Source organism: Streptomyces sp. AB3(2024) (assembly GCF_041862025.1).
GTDB lineage: Bacteria > Actinomycetota > Actinomycetes > Streptomycetales > Streptomycetaceae > Streptomyces.
This window is the reverse complement of record NZ_JBGWAB010000008.1, coordinates 89,059-105,005: the sequence shown is the minus strand read 5'-3', so window position 1 is coordinate 105,005 and position 15,947 is coordinate 89,059. Positions and strand designations below refer to the sequence as shown.

At 73.7% G+C, this 15,947-nt stretch carries 14 protein-coding genes; 11 read left to right on the top strand and 3 right to left on the bottom strand.

What is annotated here, in order from left to right:
- Window positions 1–40 precede the first annotated feature (40 nt).
- The 6 genes from ACEPPI_RS05805 (at window position 41) to ACEPPI_RS05780 (ending at window position 4,888) form a co-directional block, all read left to right on the top strand.
- Window positions 41–781, top strand: a complete 741-nt coding sequence (locus ACEPPI_RS05805; protein WP_373914137.1) for a hypothetical protein — start codon at window positions 41–43, stop codon at window positions 779–781.
- Window positions 782–914: 133 nt separating this feature from the next.
- The gene (locus tag ACEPPI_RS05800) at window positions 915–1,604 is read left to right on the top strand and encodes a DUF6215 domain-containing protein (RefSeq protein WP_373914136.1); all 690 of its coding nucleotides are present in this window, start codon (window positions 915–917) and stop codon (window positions 1,602–1,604) included.
- Between the two features lie 97 nt (window positions 1,605–1,701).
- Window positions 1,702–2,592 carry an arylamine N-acetyltransferase gene (locus tag ACEPPI_RS05795; protein WP_373914135.1) on the top strand — a complete coding sequence of 297 codons (891 nt, stop codon included), beginning with the start codon at window positions 1,702–1,704 and terminating at the stop codon, window positions 2,590–2,592.
- A 32-nt stretch (window positions 2,593–2,624) separates the two neighbouring features.
- Window positions 2,625–3,230: a YdbC family protein gene (locus tag ACEPPI_RS05790; RefSeq protein WP_030239584.1), complete on the top strand. Its 606-nt coding sequence runs from the start codon at window positions 2,625–2,627 to the stop codon at window positions 3,228–3,230.
- A 72-nt stretch (window positions 3,231–3,302) separates the two neighbouring features.
- The gene (locus ACEPPI_RS05785; RefSeq protein WP_356219543.1) at window positions 3,303–3,962 is read left to right on the top strand and encodes a histidine phosphatase family protein; all 660 of its coding nucleotides are present in this window, start codon (window positions 3,303–3,305) and stop codon (window positions 3,960–3,962) included.
- Between the two features lie 11 nt (window positions 3,963–3,973).
- Entirely contained in the window at window positions 3,974–4,888 is a 915-nt protein-coding gene (locus ACEPPI_RS05780; protein WP_373914134.1) for an ADP-ribosylglycohydrolase family protein, read from the top strand.
- A gap of 114 nt (window positions 4,889–5,002) precedes the next feature.
- Here ACEPPI_RS05780 and ACEPPI_RS05775 read toward each other — a convergent pair whose 3' ends face one another.
- A complete protein-coding gene (locus ACEPPI_RS05775) occupies window positions 5,003–6,556 on the bottom strand; it encodes an MFS transporter (protein ID WP_373914133.1) in 1,554 nt (517 codons plus the stop codon).
- Between the two features lie 139 nt (window positions 6,557–6,695).
- On the opposite strand from ACEPPI_RS05775, the gene ACEPPI_RS05770 reads away from it, so the two are divergent.
- The 3 genes from ACEPPI_RS05770 (at window position 6,696) to ACEPPI_RS05760 (ending at window position 8,842) form a co-directional block, all read left to right on the top strand.
- Entirely contained in the window at window positions 6,696–7,301 is a 606-nt protein-coding gene (locus tag ACEPPI_RS05770; RefSeq protein WP_373914132.1) for a TetR/AcrR family transcriptional regulator, read from the top strand.
- A 138-nt stretch (window positions 7,302–7,439) separates the two neighbouring features.
- Window positions 7,440–8,150 (top strand): ribonuclease HII, encoded by a 711-nt coding sequence (locus ACEPPI_RS05765; RefSeq protein ID WP_373914131.1) that lies wholly within the window; start codon window positions 7,440–7,442, stop codon window positions 8,148–8,150.
- Between the two features lie 59 nt (window positions 8,151–8,209).
- Window positions 8,210–8,842 carry a hypothetical protein gene (locus ACEPPI_RS05760; protein WP_373914130.1) on the top strand — a complete coding sequence of 211 codons (633 nt, stop codon included), beginning with the start codon at window positions 8,210–8,212 and terminating at the stop codon, window positions 8,840–8,842.
- A gap of 219 nt (window positions 8,843–9,061) precedes the next feature.
- On the opposite strand, the gene ACEPPI_RS05755 is transcribed toward ACEPPI_RS05760, so the two are convergent.
- Entirely contained in the window at window positions 9,062–9,691 is a 630-nt protein-coding gene (locus ACEPPI_RS05755) for a hypothetical protein (RefSeq protein WP_373914129.1), read from the bottom strand.
- A 215-nt stretch (window positions 9,692–9,906) separates the two neighbouring features.
- Complete coding sequence (locus ACEPPI_RS05750; protein WP_373914128.1) at window positions 9,907–12,066, bottom strand: RecQ family ATP-dependent DNA helicase; 2,160 nt, start codon at window positions 12,064–12,066, stop codon at window positions 9,907–9,909.
- Window positions 12,067–12,190: 124 nt separating this feature from the next.
- Between ACEPPI_RS05750 and ACEPPI_RS05745 the strand changes: the two genes are divergently transcribed.
- Window positions 12,191–13,453 (top strand): DUF4192 domain-containing protein, encoded by a 1,263-nt coding sequence (locus ACEPPI_RS05745; RefSeq protein ID WP_373914127.1) that lies wholly within the window; start codon window positions 12,191–12,193, stop codon window positions 13,451–13,453.
- 239 nt (window positions 13,454–13,692) lie between these two features.
- Window positions 13,693–15,918: a glycogen debranching N-terminal domain-containing protein gene (locus ACEPPI_RS05740; protein ID WP_373914126.1), complete on the top strand. Its 2,226-nt coding sequence runs from the start codon at window positions 13,693–13,695 to the stop codon at window positions 15,916–15,918.
- Window positions 15,919–15,947 lie beyond the last annotated feature (29 nt).

Sequence of the window (15,947 nt, the reverse complement as noted above, 5' to 3'; positions counted from 1 at the left end):
CCGCGTGGCGTTCCCGTGCTGCGGCTCCGAGAATCGTCCGATGACGGACGAGAAGAACCGCCTCATCCTCCGGGTCGTCGTGCCCGATTCTCCCGAGCCCGGCGCCAGAGTGGAGGTGCGGCCGGTGGTCGACGGCGTGGACATTCTGGCGGAGGCGTTCGCGGAAGAACCGGGCCAGGATCCCAAGTACCTCCTGCCGCCGGACGGACCCCTCACGGCCGGCGCAGAGCCGCGCGAGGTGCGGCTGGCCGAGGCACAGTGCACCGAAAGGTGCTGCGGGGCCCTCTACGTGACCGTTCGGCGTGACGGCGACGAGGTGATCTGGGGCGGGTGGCGCAATCCCGACGAGAACGAGGTCGACCTGCCCGAGTTCCGCTTCGACGCGGGGGAGTACCGGGCGGAGGTCGAGCGGGCCGCCGCGGACCACAGCTGGGAGTGGCCCGCGCGCACGGTCGCCCGCCTGCTGACGCGGCACCTCGCAGCGCGCACCGACTGGCTCCCGGCATGGGACTGCGAACTCGGCAGCGTGTCCGCCTGGCTGTGGGAACCCGACCGGATCAACCTCTTCTTCTTCCATCCGAGCAGCTCGGCCATCGGGGAGGACCGGCCCTGGCTGCAATTCCGGATGACGCTCGCCCTCTCCGGAGACGACCCCGCCGAGCAGGCGGAGGGACTCGCCGTACGGCTCACGGCCGGTGACCCGAGGCCGAGCGCCGAAGTGTGCGGCGGGTCACCCGAGTTCGCCCGGCAGCTCGGGTACGCCTGGCCGCGGCGGGGGTGACTCCGACTGCGCGCCGTCGGGGAGGGTGCAGGTCAGAGGGGTATGGGCCGGGGCGGAAATCGCTTCCCGTCAAAACGATCACCGGCTAGTCTCCCCCGGCGCGCATCGGACGCGTACGGGGAGGGGCGGGGACATGGGCGGCACAGCGGCCGGACCGGGCAAGGGCATGAACGCGGCGGCGCAGGCCGTCGCGGCGGTGGTGTTGGTCGGTGGCCTCGGCGGCGCGGCATGGGCGCTGGGGAAGACCGGCGGGCAGACGGTCGACCGGGGGCCCGCCACGTGCTCAGACTCGCGGGAGGACCTTCCGGCGGAGTACGTCTCCGGGGCGCGGCTGTGCGAGGCGCTGAACAGGCCCGATCTCCCGGTGCTCCTGGGAACGCCCGGGGAACGCGCGGAGACCGCCTCGGGCAGCGGGGACCGGGCGACCCGTGCCGGCGGCGACCGGACCGCCTCCTCCCAGGCGACCGTCACGCTCAAGAGCCACTCGGTGAAGGTCACCGCCTCGTACGACCGGCTCCCCGTCGCCGGCATGGCCGGGCTGCTGGGGGACACCGCGCGGGAGCAGACGGTCCTCGGGCATCCGGCCGTCCTGTACTCCGACCACACCATCGCCCTCCGGATCAACCTCGGCGGCGCCGGCGGCGGCAGCGGGGGGCCCGGCGGGATCGCCCGCCACCTGCTGGTCGCCCGGGACGCCAAGGACGGCGGTGGCTCCTACGAGTTGGTCATCTGGCGCCAGGACGGCATGGTCCCGGACGAGGCCGCGTTGCTGCGGGTGGCCGAGCAGGTGCTGCCGACGATCCCGGGCTGGACCTCGGGCTGATCCGGCCGGTCCGCGTGGCGGACGCCGCGATCATTGCGAGGGGCCGGGTGATCCCGGACCCTGGACCTGGACTTCACGGTGGGGGAGTGGGAGAGCCATGTGGAACGGTGACGAGCTGGACCTGGACGCTTACCTGGCGCGCATCGGGATCGGCGCGGGAGACGGCGCTGCAGACGGAGAAGGAGGGGGAGACGGAGACGCGGACGGGAGCGGGGCGCGGCCCCGGGAACTCCGGCCGGACCTGAAGACGTTGTACGCGGTACACCGTGCCCACACCGCGGCCATCCCCTTCGAGAGCCTGGACGTCCTGCTCGGCCGCCCCGTCGCGCTGGAGGTCAAGGCCATCGAGGACAAGCTCGTGCACGCCCGCCGCGGCGGATACTGCTACGAGCAGAACACACTGCTGGCCGCCGCCCTGGAGCGGATCGGCTTCGAGGTCTCCGGGCGCGGCGCCCGCAACCGCACCCGGGGTGACTCCCTGCTGCCCGTGACCCACGCGGTCCTGGTCGTCACCGTCGAGGGCGAACCGTGGCTCTGCGACGCCGGATTCGGCTACGTGGGCCCGCGTGAGCCCGTCCCGCTCGCACGCCCCGGCGCAGAGGTGCGCCAGGGGGCGTGGACGTACGCCGTCCACGCTGAGGAGGAGGGCGTCCTCGTGCTGCGGGCCCTGCGCGGGGACGTCTGGCGGGACCTGTACGCCTTCTCCCCGCAGCGCTACCACCCCGTCGACTACGTCCTGCTCAACCACTACAGCTCTTCGCACCCGCGCTCCGCCTTCCTGGGGCAGACCATCGTCCAGTACCCCGGCGAGGACGTCCGTGTCGCACTCGTGGGCCGGGAGCTGACCCGCCTGTACCCCGACGGCCGGACCGAGCGCGCGTCCGTGGCCACGGAGGACCTGCTCCCACTGCTGGAGCGGGAGTTCGGCATTCGGCTGTCCGAGCGGGATGCGGCGGAACTGGTGCGGATCCACCGCTCCGGGGACTGACCCCGGCCCCGCCCGGCCCGTACGATGGCGCGGTGCTGGTCAAGTGGATTCGCTGCACGGTGACGGACCGACGCGGGTTCGAGCGTGGACAGCGCAAATGGGCGGGGCTGCCCGGCGAACCGGGATTCCGGGGGCAGGGCGGCGGCTGGAGCAGGGGCCGGCAGGGGGTCGCGCACGTCTTCGCGTTCTGGGAGAGCCGATCCTTCTACGACTCGTTCATGGCCCGCTCGCACGACAGGCTCGCGGCCTCCCAGAACGGCACCTTCACCGACGCGCGGGTCACGCTCTTCGACCACCGCTTCGACGTGAAGACCGGCTTCGAGCCGCGCTTCAGCGACGCCGACGTGGTCCGGGTCGCCCACACCCGGGTGCGGGAGGGCCGTGACGAACACTTCGCCCGCATGCAGGAGAAGGTGTGGAATCCGGCCATGGCGGGCTCCCCCGGAATGATCCGCGGCCTCTTCGGGGAGGCGCCCGGCCGGGAGTTCCTCGTCCTGTCGATGTGGCTCGCCGCGGCCGAGCACGGCAAGTACCGGCAGGAGCGGGTGGAGCGGCTCTCGCTGCGCGCCCAGACCGAAGCCGACGTCGAGGCGCTCACCGGGGACGTCGTGGACCTCGAACCCGCCTGGACGGTATGACCGTACGACGAGCGGCGCCCCGACCGGCGTGCCCGTGACGTGCGCCGGTCGGCGGCCGAATAGGGTCGTGGAATGGTACGACCACGGCGCATCGTCCTTGTCCGCCACGGGGAATCGGAGGGGAACGTCGACGACACGGTGTACGAGCGGGAACCCGACCACGCCCTGCGGCTCACCCCGTCCGGTCGCGAGCAGGCCGGCGCGGCCGGGATCCGGCTGCGCGAGCTCTTCGGGGACGAGCACATCAGCGCGTACGTCTCCCCGTACCGCCGGACCCTGCAGACCTTCCGCGAACTGCGGCTGGACCCCGCCCGGGTGCGCATGCGCGAGGAGCCCCGGCTGCGCGAGCAGGACTGGGGCAACTGGCAGGACCGGGACGACGTACGGCTCCAGAAGGCGTACCGGGACGCGTACGGGCACTTCTTCTACCGGTTCGCCCAGGGGGAGTCGGGCGCGGACGTCTACGACCGCGTCGGCTCCTTCCTGGAAAGCCTCTACCGCAGCTTCGAGGCCGCCGACCACCCGGAGAACGTCCTGCTGGTGACGCACGGGCTGACGATGCGGCTCTTCTGCATGCGCTGGTTCCACTGGTCGGTCGCCGAGTTCGAGGCCCTCTCCAACCCCGGGAACGGCGAATTCCGGGTACTGATGCTGGGGCCGGACGGCCGGTACCGGATGGACCGCCCATTTGAGCGGTGGACCACACCCGAGCCTTACGACCTGGACGGCTAAAGTGGCGCGGGATGACCGCTGACTCCACTTCCGAGACGCGCTACGCACGCGCCACGTCCAGCCTCCGAGGGCTGGCCCTGGGGGACGCCCTGGGCTCCCAGTACTTCGTTCCCGTGAACTACCCGCTGCTGAAGCGGCGCGAGCTGCCGCCCGGCAGCGAGCCGTGGCAGTGGACCGACGACACCGAGATGGCCTGCTCGGTGGTGGCCGTGCTCGCCGCGCACGGACGCATCGACCAGGACGCGCTGGCGGCCTCGTTCGCGGACCACCACGACTTCGACCGCGGCTACGGTCCCGCCGTCAACCGCATGCTGCGCCTCGTCCGGGAGGGCGAGGACTGGCGCACGCTGGCGGCCGAGCTGTTCAACGGCCAGGGCTCCTGGGGCAACGGCGCCGCCATGCGGATCGCGCCCCTGGGCGCCTGGTACGCGGACGACCCCGAGCAGGCCACCCACCAGGCGGAGATCTCCGCCTACACCACCCACCAGCACCGTGAGGCGGTGTGCGGGGCGATGGCCGTAGCCGCCGCGGCCGCGCTGGCGGCCTCGCCGGCCGGCCCGCCGACCCCCGAGGAGCTGCTGGACGGGGTCATCGCGCTGGTGCCGCGCAGCGCCGTGGGAGCGGGCGTGCGCCGGGCCCGGGACATGCTGGACTACGGCGACGCGACCACCGTGGCCGCGGTGCTCGGCTGCGGGCGGCGCACCAGCGCCCACGACACGGTGCCGTTCGCACTGTGGTCGGCGGCGCGGTCGCTCGACGACTACGAGCGGGCGTTCTGGACCACCGCGCAGGTGGGCGGGGACGTGGACACCACGTGCGCGATCGTCGGCGGGGTACTCGGCGCGCGCGGCGAGGCGGCGCTGCCGCAGGCCTGGCTGGCCCGCACCGAGCCCCTCCCGGAGTGGCTGCCCGGGTCGGCGGTCTGAGCCGGCGGTCCGAGCCGCAGGGCGTGCCGTCAAGGGGCATCGCGGACGACGCACGAAGCCCCGGGTGCGGGGTGGACCCCCGGCCCGGGCCTTCGTACGTACGGTCCTTCGCGCTCAGGCCGCCGGACCGGCTTCGGCGGCGGCCCCGTTGAGGGCTTCCAGGTCGCTCTTGCGGACCCGGATCACCAGCAGCGCGGTGGCCAGCGCCAGACCCGCCATGGCCACGGCGGCGGCGAAGGCGGTGGAGATGCCCTGGGCGAGGACGAAGTCGCCCCAGGGGTCGGGCAGCCGCCCGGTCTCCTTGAACGCGGCCAGCTGCGCCGGATCGGCCTGCGCCATGAAGGCCGGCACCTGCTTCTCGGCCTCCTCGCGGCCGGCCGTGCCGAAGACGGTGACCAGGATGGAAAGGCCGAGTGAACCGCCCACCTGCTGGCTGGCGTTGAGCAGCCCGGAGGCGGCACCCGCCTCCTTCGGAGCCACTCCGGAGACGGCGGTGAGGGTGAGCGTCACGAAGTTGAGGCCCATGCCGAAGCCGAAGAGCAGCATCGGGCCGAGCACCCCGGACACGTACGAGCTGTCGGTCCGGATGAAGCTGAGCCAGGCCAGCCCGGTCCCGGTGAGCGCGGACCCGGCGACCATGAAGGGCTTGGGTCCGAAGCGCGGCAGGAAGCGCTGGGAGAGCCCCGCGGCGCTGATGATGGCGGCGGTCACGGGCAGGAAGCCGACGCCGGACCGGATCGGTGAGAAGTCCAGCACGTTCTGTACGAACTGGACGATGAAGAAGAACATGCCGAACATGGCCGCGGCCAGCCCGAGCATGATCGCGTAGGTGCCGGCCCGGTTGCGGTCGGCGAACATCCGGAGCGGGATGATCGGATCCGCGGCCCGCGACTCGATCACCACGAAGGCGCCGAGCAGCACGACGGCGGCGATGAAGGAACCGATGGTCAGGGTGTCCCGCCAGCCTTCCTCGGAGGCCCTGATGAACCCGTAGACGAGCGCCGTCATGCCTCCGGTGGAGGTGAGGGCGCCGGCGGCGTCGAAACGGCCGGGGTGGCGCTCGGACTCGTTGATGAAGAGCGGCGCGAGGACGGCGATGAGCACGCCGATCGGCACGTTGACGAAGAGGACCCACCGCCAGTCGAGCCATTCCGTGAGCATGCCGCCGGCCAGCAGGCCGATCGCGCCGCCGCCCGCGGAGACGGCGGCGAAGACGCCGAAGGCGCGGTTGCGGTCGGGGCCCTCGGCGAAGGTGGTGGTGATCAGGGCGAGCGCGGTCGGCGAGGCGATGGCTCCGCCGACGCCCTGGAGTGCGCGGGCGGCCAGCAGCTGCCAGGGCTCCTGGGCGAATCCGCCGAGCAGGGACGCCAGGGTGAAGAGCAGGATGCCGGTCATGAAGACGCGGCGGCGGCCGAGGATGTCGCCCGCGCGGCCGCCGAGCAGCAGCAGGCCGCCGAAGGCCAGCGTGTAGGCGCTGATCACCCAGGAGAGGTCGGTGGTGGAGAAGGAGAGGGCGGTCTGGATGTGCGGGAGCGCGATGTTCACGATCGTCGCGTCGAGGACGACCATGAGCTGGCAGGCCGCGATGACGGCGAGTGCCACGCCCGGACGCCCGGGCCGTCGGGCGGCCCCCGGTATCCGTGGAGCGTCGAGTCGGGTGCTTGTCACTGTGGATCCCCCCGAAGTGAAATAGTGAACGCATTCGTTCACTGCGGGTCCAAGGTAGGAGGCCCTCAGTAGGGAACGCAAGCGTTCACTAGGGTGGGAAATCCGTGCGAGCCGCGCGGGTCGGTCGGAGGTATGGAGCATGACGGGTTCGGGTCGGCCGCAGGGCGTGGCGCCGGGGCGCAGGCGGGGGCCGGAGCTCGAACGGGCGATCCTCGACGCGGCGCTGGAGCGGCTCGGCACGGCCGGCTGGGCCTCCCTCACCATGGAGGGCGTCGCGGCCGGGGCACGCACCGGCAAGGCGGCGCTCTATCGGCGCTGGTCCTCCAAGGCGGACCTCGTCGCCGACGCGCTGCGGGAGGGCCTGCCCGAGCTGGGCCGCATCGAGGACCACGGATCGGTGCGCGAGGACCTGTACCGGCTGTGTGTGCGGATGCGGGACGTCATGCGTTCGCCGGCCGGTGAAGCCCTTCGTGCGATGCTTCACGAATGCGACCATGCCCATGCTGACCGGTTCCGTGCGGTCATCTGGGAGGGACTGCACGAGCCGGCGCACCGGCTGATCCGCGAGCTGGTGGACCGTGGAATCAAGCGGGGAGACGTCCGACCGGATGCCACAAGTCCGCTGATCACCGATGTGATTCCGGCGATGCTGATGTACCGGACCAAGCTGTGCGGGAGCGAATGGCCGGATGCGGAAATCGCCGAGATGATCGACGGGCTGATGGTGCCGATGCTCCGGGGCTGAGGTCCGGCGCGGGCCCGCGAGGGGCGTGCGCGCGGGCTCACCGGGGGCGTGCGTCCGGCCCCGGGGGTTCGGTCCGGTGCGGCTTGCCGCAGGCCGGGGTGTGCAGGCGGCCCGGGGCGGCGTACCCTTGCTGGCGCCATGCCGTACGAAGCACCCACCCACACCGTCGAGCGCTCCCTCCGTGCAACCACCGGCGCCAAGGTCATCGCCGGGGTCGACGAGGTCGGACGAGGGGCCTGGGCCGGTCCCGTCACCGTCTGCGCAGCGATCACCGGTCTGCGCCGGCCGCCCGCGGGGCTCACCGACTCCAAACTGCTCACCCCCAAGCGACGCGACGCGCTGCTCGACGTCCTGGAGGACTGGGTCACCGCACACGCCCTGGGGCACGCCTCCCCGGAGGAGATCGACGAACTGGGGATGACCGCCGCCCTGCGGTTGGCGGCGGTGCGCGCGCTGGAGGGCCTGCCGGTGCGGCCCGACGCGGTGATCCTCGACGGCAAGCACGACTATCTCGGCCCGCCCTGGCGGGTTCGTACGGTGATCAAGGGCGATCAGTCCTGCGTGGCCGTTGCCGCGGCCTCGGTGATCGCCAAGGTCCGGCGCGACCGGATGATGGCCGAACTGGGCGAACGGGGCGACGGAATAGAGGACTTCGCCTTCGCCGCCAACGCCGGCTATCCCTCGCCCGTGCACCGGGCCGCACTTGAGGTGCGGGGGCCCACCGTGTACCACCGGCTCTCGTGGTCGTACCTCGACGCGCTGCCCCAGTGGCGCCACTTGAAGAAGGTGCGCCGGAGCGAGGAATCGGTGGAGCTGGAAAACGGAGGCCAACTCGGCTTCGATTTCTGATCGCACCCACGTGCCACCCGCCGGTACGTTTCGTACCGGTGTTTGATAGATATCAACTCATGCCTCTCACCCCCGCCATCGAGGAGCCTCAGATTCACGAGAGTGCCCAGGGTCCCCGCGTCACGCCGGCCGCGAGCCGCACCGCGCAGACCCCCCGCCCCGTACCTGGTCCGCGTCCCGCAGCCGTACCCCGGCCCGGGCGCCCCGGTCCCGTCCGGCCCGCCCCGCCCGCGCAGCGCGCGGCACAGGCCACCCCCGGACCCGTTCCCGCAGCCCCCACCGCGCCGTCCGTCTCGGCGGCCGTGCCCCAGGTCCAGCTGATCCCGGCCTCCGCCGAGGGTGCGCTGGACGCGGCCGAGGAGGCCGTGGACCTGCTGCTCGACACCGGGCGCGCGCCCGGCGACATCCTGGTGTTCACCACCGGCGACCCGCACCCGTGGGCCGCGCACGAGCTGTCCTTCGGCGAGGCCTCCTACTGGGCCCAGCACGACGCCAAGGACGACATCTTCTACGCGGACGCGGCGCAGGTGCAGCGTGCCGCGGGCCGTCCCGTCGTGGTCTTCGCGGCCAACGGCGGACCGGCCGGTGCCATCGCCGCCGCGCTGCCGGTCGCGCTGACGCGCGCCGGGGCCCTGCTGATCGTGTGCGGCGACGCACAGCAGATCAACTCCGTGCTGGGTGCGGGCGTCTGACGCCCTGCACCCCATGCGGGCGGGGGCGGGGCGGGCCGGGTGCCGGCCCCGCTGAAGTCCTGGGCCTGACCAGCCGTACGCCCTTCCGGGGGTACGGCCGTCCGGCCTGCCCGCCCCGGTGTGGCGGGAACGTCATGAGGGTCCCGGCGTCCGGGTGTTCCGACGCCGGGACCGGCCGTGCCGCCGGGAACACCTGTGTTGCCGGGACCGGCCGTCCGCTCAGCGGGCGGCCGTACGGCGCAGCGGCTCGGCCGCCCCGCCGGCGGTGCTGAGGGTCAGCGGTGCCGCCTCGGCCGCCAGCGATCCCAGGCGCCCGGGTCTGGTGTCCGAACCGGGGCTTCGCCCGCCGCGGCCTTCGCCCAGCACCTGCCAGCCCCCTCGGGTCAGCGTGATGTAGGCCCCGCAGCGCAGTCCGTGCAAGGTGCAGGCGTCCCGCAGGCCCCACATCCAGGCGCCGTCCTCCTCGGTCCACCGCTCGTCGCCGTCGCGGCAGTACATCAGCACCGCCGTCCTGGACGGGGTCCGCCGCCGCAGGTCGTGCGGGATGACCCGGCGCAGCCGGGACAACAGGGCGTTGCGGTACTCCCAGCCGTCCGCCGAATTGGACCGCTGCACGAAGGAGGCGCTCGCCACCAGCCGGTCCTCGGGTCCGAGGACCGCGATGACGGCGGTGGAGGGCGCGGGGCTGTGCCGGGAGTGCAGCCCGCTGACCAGCTCACGCGGATTGCCGAGCAGGGGGATCCCGGCCGCCGTCCATTCGGCGGGTTCGAGCAGCCGGCCGTGACGGCTGGCGCCGCCGGTCGCCGTTGCCAGGGACGTGGTCGAGGGCGGGGCGAATCCGAAGGTCACGGTCCTCCCTTCGGGTACACGCCCGCGAGCGGGCACGGCTGGGCTGTGGGCGCGCCGCGGCGCGGCCCTGGAGAGTGCCGTCGAGCCGAGCGGGAGCACTCCGATTCTCGCGTGGTGCGCGAGGGTGGGGCAATGAGCATTTGAAGCAGCAGACCGGAATTCGCCGGTATGCCGTTCATATCCTTGCCCCGCCACGCCGGAGATGACTCATTCGGCTACGGCTGGAGCGCGAGCACCAGCGGAAACACCCCCTTCGCACCCGCCCGGCGGAGCAGCCGGGCGGCTACCGCGAGGGTCCACCCGCTCTCCGCCCGGTCGTCGACGAGGAACACCGGACCCGATGCCTCGGACAGGCTGGCCGTCAGGGCCTGTGGGACGGTCAAGGCCTGGTGGAGCCCCCGGACCCGCTGGGCGCTGTTCGAGGACGGCAGCCCGAACTCCGGTGCCTGATCGGTGTACTCCAGGGCTCCGAGCAGTGGGATCCGTCCGACCTCGGCGATCCGGGCGGCGAGGGAGCCGACCAGCAGGGGACGGCTCCGCGAGGGCAGCGCGACCACGCCCACGGGCCGGGCGGGGGCGTCCGCCGCGCCGGAAGCCCAACCCCCCGGGCCTCGAGCCCAGTCGGCGAGTACGGCGACCACGGCCTGGGCGACATCGTCCGGAACCGGCTGGTCGGCCGTCTGCGGGGCCAGCATCGGGCGCAGTCGGTTGCCCCAGCCGATGTCGGAGAGTCGGCCCAGGGCCCGGCCGGTCGAGGCCTGTTCCCCGGCCGGGATCCGGCCCTTGAGGTCGACTCCGACCGAGGCGAGCCCGGTCGGCCACATCTTGCGGGGCTCCAGTTCCACACCCGGGCGGCTCAGTTCGCCCCGGGCGGTGTCCAGGGCGGTGCCGGAGACGTCCGGGGTGAAGCGGGGTCCCGCACAGTTGTCGCAGCGGCCGCAGGGCGCGGCCTCCTCGTCGTCCAGCTGGCGGCGCAGGAACTCCATGCGGCAGTCGGTGGAGGCGGCGTAGTTCCGCATCGCCTGCTGCTCGGCGGACCTCTGCCGGGCGACCCAGGCGTAGCGCTCGGCGTCGTACACCCACGGTTCGCCCGTGGAGGTCCAGCCGCCCTTGACGCGGTGGACGGCGCCGTCGACGTCGAGGACCTTCAGCATCGTCTCCAGGCGGGTGCGGCGCAGGTCGACGAGCGGTTCCAGCGCGGGCAGGGAGAGGGGGCGGCCCGCCTGGGCCAGGACGTCCAGGGTGCGGCGGACCTGCTCCTCCGGCGGGAAGGCGACCGAGGCGAAGTACTGCCAGATCGCCTCGTCCTCGCGGCCGGGCAGCAGGAGCACCTCGGCGTGCTCCACACCGCGGCCCGCACGGCCGACCTGCTGGTAGTAGGCGATGGGGGAGGAGGGGGATCCCAGGTGGACGACGAAGCCGAGGTCGGGCTTGTCGAATCCCATCCCGAGGGCGGAGGTGGCCACGAGGGCCTTGACGCGGTTGGCCTGGAGGTCGTTCTCCGCCTGCTCGCGGTCGGCGTTCTCGGTCTTTCCGGTGTACGAGGAGACGGTGTGGCCCCGGTGGCGGAGGTAGGCGGTGACCTCCTCGGCGGCGGCCACCGTCAGCGTGTAGATGATTCCGGAGCCCGGCAGGTCGGTGAGGTGGTCGGCGAGCCAGGCGAGCCGGTGAGCGGCGTCGGGGAGGGTCAGCACGGCCAGGCTCAGGCTCTCGCGGTCCAGCGGGCCGCGCAGTACGAGGGCGTCCGTGTCGGCTCCGGTACCGAGCTGTTCGGCGACGTCCGCCGTCACCCGGGCGTTGGCGGTGGCGGTCGTCGCGAGGACCGGGACCCCCGGCGGGAGATCGGCGAGCATGGTGCGCAGCCGGCGGTAGTCGGGGCGGAAGTCGTGCCCCCAGTCGGAGATGCAGTGGGCCTCGTCGACCACCAGGAGGCCGGTGGCGGCCGCGAGCTTGGGGAGCACCTGGTCGCGGAAGTCGGGGTTGTTGAGGCGTTCGGGGCTGACGAGGAGGACGTCGACCTCGCCCGCCGCGACCTCGGCCTGGATGCCCTCCCACTCCTCCGGATTGGCGGAGTTGATGGTGCGGGCGCGGATCCCGGCCCGGGCGGCGGCTTCGACCTGATTGCGCATCAGTGCGAGCAGTGGGGAGACGATGACGGTGGGTCCGGCGCCGCCCGCCCGCAGCAGGGAGGTGGCCACGAAGTACACGGCGGATTTGCCCCACCCCGTGCGCTGGACGACCAGGGCCCGCCGCTTGTGCGCGACGAGGGCCTCGATCGCCCGCCACTGGTCCTCGCGCAGCCGTGCGGTGCCCGTGGGGTCGCCCACGAGGCGGGCGAGTACGGAATCTGCGGAGGACCTCAGGTCTGCGTTCATACCCCCATGCAACCTGATGGTTCTGACATCGCGCCAATGACGCTCTCGACCTGTGGATATTGAAGGTTCAAGCGAGTTATCCACAGGGGTTTCGCGATCGGTCTGCACACGGGACCGTCGAGCCATGACGACGAACCACGAATCCCGCAGTCAGTCCGACCGATCCTCCATCAGCCCCTCCGGAACCCCCGAGGCGTCCCGGATCACCTTGCGCAGCCCCGCCGAACTGGCCGACGCCCTGCCCTACATGCTCGGATTCCACCCGACCGACTCCCTCGTCATGGTCGCCGTGCACGGCGAGGGCGGACGCTTCGGCGGACGTCTGCGCGTCGGAATCCCCTCCACCCCCGCCGAATGGGAGGACACCTCCCGGCAGGTCGCCGAATGCCTCGTGCGGGGCAGCGAGCGACGCGGCGGCAAGCCGGACGGCATCGTGGTCTTCCTGTGCCAGGACCCACGGGCAGGGGAGAGCGGACAGCGGGTGATGACCCGGCTGCGGCCGCTCGCCCAGCGGGTGCGCCTCGCCTGCGGCGGCCTGGACGTACCCGTCCTGGAGGCCCTGTGCCTCTCCGGAGGCCGCTACTGGTCCTACACCTGCGACGACTCCGGCTGCTGCCCGGCCGAGGGCAACCCGCTCGCCCTGCCGGGCACCTCGGTCATGGCCGCGGCGGCGACCTTCGCAGGACTCCAGGTCCGGGGCTCGCTGAAGGAGATCGAAAGCCGGCTCACGCCCCTTGCCGGAGCCGGGGCCGCGGAACAGGAGGAGGCCCTCGACCGGGCGGCCGTCGCCCTCGTCCCGAAGATCCTCGACGGGGTCACCCGCCAGGAGGTCGGAGCGGAGACCATCACCCTCGCCAAGACCCTGATGCGCCGCCTGACCCTCGCGCCGCCCGTCGAAGGCGGCCCACGCGCCGACGACTGGGACGATGCCCTCCTCGGGCACGACGAGGCCGCCGCCGTGATCCTCGGCCTCCAGGACCGCGAGATCCGCGACATCGCCGCCGAGTGGATGGAAGGCGACGAAGCCGCCCCCGCCCTGCGCCTGTGGCGGGCCCTGGCCCGGCGCTGCGTCGGCGCGTACGCAGAACACGCGGCGGCGCCGCTCACCCTGGTCGGCTGGGTCTCCTGGTCTGGCGGGGACGAGCCGACCGCACGCATCGCCCTCGGGCTCGCCCTGCGGGCCGATTCCGAGTACCGCTTCGCCCAGCTGCTCCACCACGCGTGCAACGAGGGCATCGACCCAGAAGGGCTGCGGCAGTGCCTGCGGGAGGAACGCCGACGCCGCGAACCCCGCCGCAAGCGCTCCGCCGCCACCACCCGTCCGCCCGGCCGCCGGGACGGAAAGCGCCGCCGTCCGACCCGCCGCCCCGAGGGGAGCGACCAGTGAGCCCGCACCGGACCCCCGACGGCCGGAGTCCCGTATGGCGGCACCGGGACCACGGTCCCGTACGGCGCCTCTGGAGGGCCGCGGGCGCGGCACTGCGCCGTCGGGGCGACACCCCGTGCGGGCAGCCGCCACCGGGGCCCGTGACCCGGGCGGGGGTGAGGGCGTTCAGCTGGGGGGAGGTGGGCGCCCGGCCGCGCCGCCGCCCAGCGGAACCGGCCGGAGCGCAGACAAGGCGGCACATGGCTCCCCCCGTACCTGAAACCGACCCGCCCGGGCCCCCTTCGCCCACCACTCCGGGGCATTGCACCGCAGTGGCCACCGAGGCCGGACCCGATTCCCCCTCCAGGGGCTACGGGAGCGGGCCGAGCGGACCGCCCTACGGCCCGTCGGCGGTGGAGGCGGTGGTGGAGCGGGTGCCCGCAGGGTCCACGGACCGCCAGGCCGGCGCCCCGCACGGTCCCGAGCCGGAGACACGGCCGACAGGACCGCCCCCGCCCCGGCAATCCGCTGTGGGGCCGGTGCGCCGGCCCGAGTTGCCGCCGGTGCACGGCGCCGTCATCTGCGTCGCCGCCCCCTGCCTGGTCATCTCCCCCGAGCACGGCCAGCTGACCGGGCGGGGCATCGACGGCATCTACCGCGCGGGGCGGCGCCTGCTGTCACGCTGCGTCCTGCGCGTCGGCGGACGGGACCCGGTCGCCGTCCAAGCGCGCAGCCTCTCCGCCGACCGGGCCTCCTTCACCGCGACCGTCCGCACCGGCATCGAGGCAGGCCCCGACCCCGACATCGGAGTCGAGCGCGTCCGCCACGCCGACGGCACCGAGCGCATCACCCTGCGAAGCTTCGCCGCCCGCCCGCTGCGCCTCCCCGTGGAGGTCTCCCTCGGCACCGACCTGGCCGAGCTCGCCGCCGTGGCGGCCGGCCGGGCCGGACCGGAACTCGCCGCCGGGGTGCACGCCGCCGGACTGCGCTGGAGCACCGGTGATGCCCTCGCCGTCATCACCGCCGAACCGGCCCCGGACGACGCCCTCGCCTCGGCCGGACTGCTGCGCTGGCAGCTCGACCTGGGGCCGGGGGAGTCCCGCAGCATCGAACTGCGCACCACGCGCGACCGCTCGACCCGGGCCCCCGCCGGACAGGTCGCGAACCCGTTCTCCGCGGCTCGCGCAGAGGGGGACGACCCGAGGGCCGACGCCTGGTTCCGGACCAGCCTCGACGACCTGCGCGCACTGCTCCTGAGGGATCCCGAGGCACCCGCGGACGCCTTCGCGGCGGCCGGAGTGCCCTGGCGGCTCGGGCTGGCCCCGGCCGAGTCGCTGTGGGCCGCGCGGATGGCGCTCCCGCTCGGCACCGGGCTGGCCGCCGCCACCCTGCGGACCCTGGCCCGGAGCCAGACCGGGGGCCGCGGCCCGGAAGCGGGGAAGATCCCGGGACCGCTGCGCGCCGCGGGACCGCAGCTCCCGCCGGGGTGCACCGGCACCGAGGCCACCCTCGGCTTCCCGGCGGTGCTCGCCGAGGCGCGCAGATGGGGGCTGCCGGAGGAGGAAGTAGCCCGGCTGCTGCCCGCGGCGGAGAACTGCCTGGGCTGGCTGCGCGGCTCGCTCGGGGAGGACGGCTTCCTGGCCGACCCCGATCCCGGGCCGCGGCGCTGCGAGACCCAGGCCCACGCGCACCGGGCCGCGCTGCTCGGTGCCGATCTGCTCGCCGACTGCGGGCGGCCCGGAGCCGCGGAATGGCGGGAGTGGGCCGCCGCCCTGCGGGAGCGGTTCCGGGCCCGGTTCTGGATCGACGGCCCGGACGGAGGCCGTCCCGCCGCGGCACTGCACCCCGACGGCCGTCCGCTGCCCCGGCTGACCGGGGCCGCCGCACACCTGCTGGACACCGGCCTGCTGGGTGGCGGGGAGTTCGCACCCGGCCTGCTGGACCCCGTCCGGACCGAACACCTCGCCCGGCTGCTCGGGGCCCCGGCCATGGATTCCGGATGGGGGCTGCGCAGCATGGCCGCGCGCGAACCGGGACACAACCCCTTCGGGCACCGGTCCGGAGCGGTGCGGGCCCACGAGAGCGCCCTCGCCGTGGCCGGGCTCGCCCAGGCCGGCTTCGACAAGGAGGCCGCCGGGTTGCTGCGGGGGCTGCTCGACGCGGCGGAGTCCTTCGGCTACCGCCTGCCCGAGATGTACGCGGCCGAGCAGCGCACCGCCGGCAGCGCCCCGCTCCCGCACCCCGCGGCCTGCAGGCCCGCGGCGGTGGCCGCCGCCGCGGGGATCCACGCCCTCACCGCGCTCGCGGGCATCCGCCCGGACGCCCCGGCGGCGACCGTCGCCGTCACTCCACGGGCGGGCGCTCCCCTCGGCGCACTGCGCCTGTCCGGCCTGAGGGTGTCGGAGGAACCGTTCGCCGTCCGGATCAGCCGCCTCGGTGTCGGCATGGTGGAGGAGGCGGCCGATGGGCTCCAACTGCGGGGCTAGCCCGGCGCGGCCGTCCGGGGTGGTCGTGA

Bases quoted from the DNA above. Each gene is read 5' to 3' on its own strand.
- ACEPPI_RS05805 (WP_373914137.1), top strand. From the start codon at position 41: ATGACGGACGAGAAGAACCGCCTCATCCTCCGGGTCGTCGTGCCCGAT.
- ACEPPI_RS05800 (WP_373914136.1), top strand. From the start codon at position 915: ATGGGCGGCACAGCGGCCGGACCGGGCAAGGGCATGAACGCGGCGGCG.
- ACEPPI_RS05795 (WP_373914135.1), top strand. From the start codon at position 1,702: ATGTGGAACGGTGACGAGCTGGACCTGGACGCTTACCTGGCGCGCATC.
- ACEPPI_RS05785 (WP_356219543.1), top strand. From the start codon at position 3,303: ATGGTACGACCACGGCGCATCGTCCTTGTCCGCCACGGGGAATCGGAG.
- ACEPPI_RS05780 (WP_373914134.1), top strand. From the start codon at position 3,974: ATGACCGCTGACTCCACTTCCGAGACGCGCTACGCACGCGCCACGTCC.
- ACEPPI_RS05770 (WP_373914132.1), top strand. From the start codon at position 6,696: ATGACGGGTTCGGGTCGGCCGCAGGGCGTGGCGCCGGGGCGCAGGCGG.
- ACEPPI_RS05765 (WP_373914131.1), top strand. From the start codon at position 7,440: ATGCCGTACGAAGCACCCACCCACACCGTCGAGCGCTCCCTCCGTGCA.
- ACEPPI_RS05760 (WP_373914130.1), top strand. From the start codon at position 8,210: ATGCCTCTCACCCCCGCCATCGAGGAGCCTCAGATTCACGAGAGTGCC.
- ACEPPI_RS05750 (WP_373914128.1), bottom strand. From the start codon at position 12,066: ATGAACGCAGACCTGAGGTCCTCCGCAGATTCCGTACTCGCCCGCCTC.
- ACEPPI_RS05745 (WP_373914127.1), top strand. From the start codon at position 12,191: ATGACGACGAACCACGAATCCCGCAGTCAGTCCGACCGATCCTCCATC.
- ACEPPI_RS05740 (WP_373914126.1), top strand. From the start codon at position 13,693: ATGGCTCCCCCCGTACCTGAAACCGACCCGCCCGGGCCCCCTTCGCCC.